Here is a 1,731-nt window from a genome sequence, read left to right as displayed (position 1 = left end):
GGGCGGGCTCGAGGCGGCCGCCCGCCGGGCCCGGTACGCCGCGCTGCGCGGCGCCGCCCCGGCGCGGGCCCTTGTGCTGCTCGGCCACACCCGCGACGACCAGGCCGAGACCGTGCTGCTCGGCCTCGGCCGCGGCTCCGGGCCCCGCTCGATCGCCGGCATGCGCCCGCTCGACCCGCCGTGGGGCCGCCCGTTCCTGGACCTGCCGCGGACCACGACCGGCGCCGCGTGCGCCGCGCTCGGCCTGACCCCGTGGGACGACCCGCACAACGCCGATCCCAGGTTCACCCGGGTGCGGCTGCGGCTCGAGGTGCTCCCGCTGCTGGAGGACGTGCTGCAGGGCGGGGTGGCCGCCGCCCTTGCCCGCACCGCCGCGCAGCTGCGCGAGGACGCCGACGCGCTCGACGCGCTGGCCGCCGAGCTGTTCGAGCGGGCCCGCGCCGGAAGCGAGCTGGACGTGCCGGCGCTGGCCCCCGCGCCGGCCGCCCTGCGCCGGCGGGTGCTGCGGATCTGGCTTCGTGAAGCCGAAGTGACCGAGCTGACCGACGCGCACCTGCGGTCGGTGGACGCGCTGATCGGTGAGTGGCGGGGCCAGGGCGGTGTGTGGCTGCCCGGCGGGTTGGAGGCCGGCCGGGCGCATGGCAGGCTGCGGGTGACGCCCAGGACGCCGTGAGAGGGAGCCATGTACGACGGCGACATCGCCTCCATCCTGATCACCAAGGAGCAGATCGACGAGAAGATCGCCGAGCTGGCCCAGAAGGTGTCCGCGGACTACCCCGACCGCGGCAACCGCTCCGACCTGGTGCTCATCGGCGTGCTCAAGGGCGCGGTCATGTTCATGACCGACCTGGCACGGGCCATGACCATCCCGGTGCAGCTGGACTTCATGGCGGTGAGCTCGTACGGCTCGGCCACCTCGTCGTCCGGGGTGGTGCGCATCCTCAAGGACCTCGACCGCGACATCGCCGGCCGGCACGTGCTGATCGTCGAGGACATCATCGACTCCGGCCTGACGCTGTCCTGGCTGCTGAAGAACCTGGCCTCGCGCAGCCCGGCCTCGCTCGAGGTGTGCGCGCTGCTGCGCAAGCCGGACGCGGTCAAGATCGACGTGCCGGTGCGCTACGTGGGCTTCGAGATCCCCAACGAGTTCGTGGTGGGCTACGGGCTGGACTACGCCGAGCGGTACCGCGACCTGCCCTACATCGGCACGCTCGATCCGAAGGTCTACTCCTCCTGAGATGGCCGTAACCGTCCGGATCAACGCGCTGGAGCTCGACGTCCTGTGGGAGGCCGGCCACGCCGGCGAGCCGCCGTACCCGCTCGTCATCCGCTCGCACGGCGCGACCATGGACGAGCGCGCCACGCTGCGCCGGCAGGCGCACGAGGGCCTGCGCGACCGCGGGCTGCTCGACCGCACCGGACGGCTCGCCCCGCGCGTCGAGGGCTGGCTCGACGCGCTGGCCCGGCCCCGGCAGAGCATCGACTCGGTGTACCTGCCCGAGCTGTCCGCCCGGCCGGTCCGCGCGCTGGCCGCCCGCGGTGCCGGCGCCGCGGTGCTGGCCATCCAGGACGACGACGGGCTGACGCTGCGCCATCTCGACCCCGGCGGGCTGGTCTCGGCGATCGTGGACCTGCTCCCGCCGGAGCGCCGCGGCACCCAGCCGTCGATCTCGCTGCCCGCCGACGAGTTCGCCCTCGTGAGCGCCGGGGCGCCCGCGGGGACCCCGGCGC

3 protein-coding genes are annotated in these 1,731 nt (G+C 74.8%); all 3 read left to right on the top strand.

Annotated elements, in window-relative coordinates:
- Positions 1–673: ATP-binding protein (locus VGX25_RS01195; protein ID WP_326915614.1), on the top strand; the 673-nt coding region annotated here is incomplete at its 5' end.
- Between the two features lie 9 nt (positions 674–682).
- The gene (gene hpt / locus VGX25_RS01190; protein WP_326915613.1) at positions 683–1,237 is read left to right on the top strand and encodes a hypoxanthine phosphoribosyltransferase; all 555 of its coding nucleotides are present in this window, start codon (positions 683–685) and stop codon (positions 1,235–1,237) included.
- A 1-nt stretch (position 1,238) separates the two neighbouring features.
- On the top strand, positions 1,239–1,731 hold a 493-nt coding region (locus VGX25_RS01185), incomplete at its 3' end, for an ESX secretion-associated protein EspG (protein ID WP_326915612.1).

It is taken from the genome of Actinophytocola sp. (genome assembly GCF_035942955.1).
In the GTDB taxonomy this organism is placed as follows: domain Bacteria; phylum Actinomycetota; class Actinomycetes; order Mycobacteriales; family Pseudonocardiaceae; genus DASYTH01.
This window is presented reverse-complemented; position numbering and strand designations above follow the sequence as displayed.

Bases quoted from the DNA above. Each gene is read 5' to 3' on its own strand.
- hpt (WP_326915613.1), top strand. From the start codon at position 683: ATGTACGACGGCGACATCGCCTCCATCCTGATCACCAAGGAGCAGATC.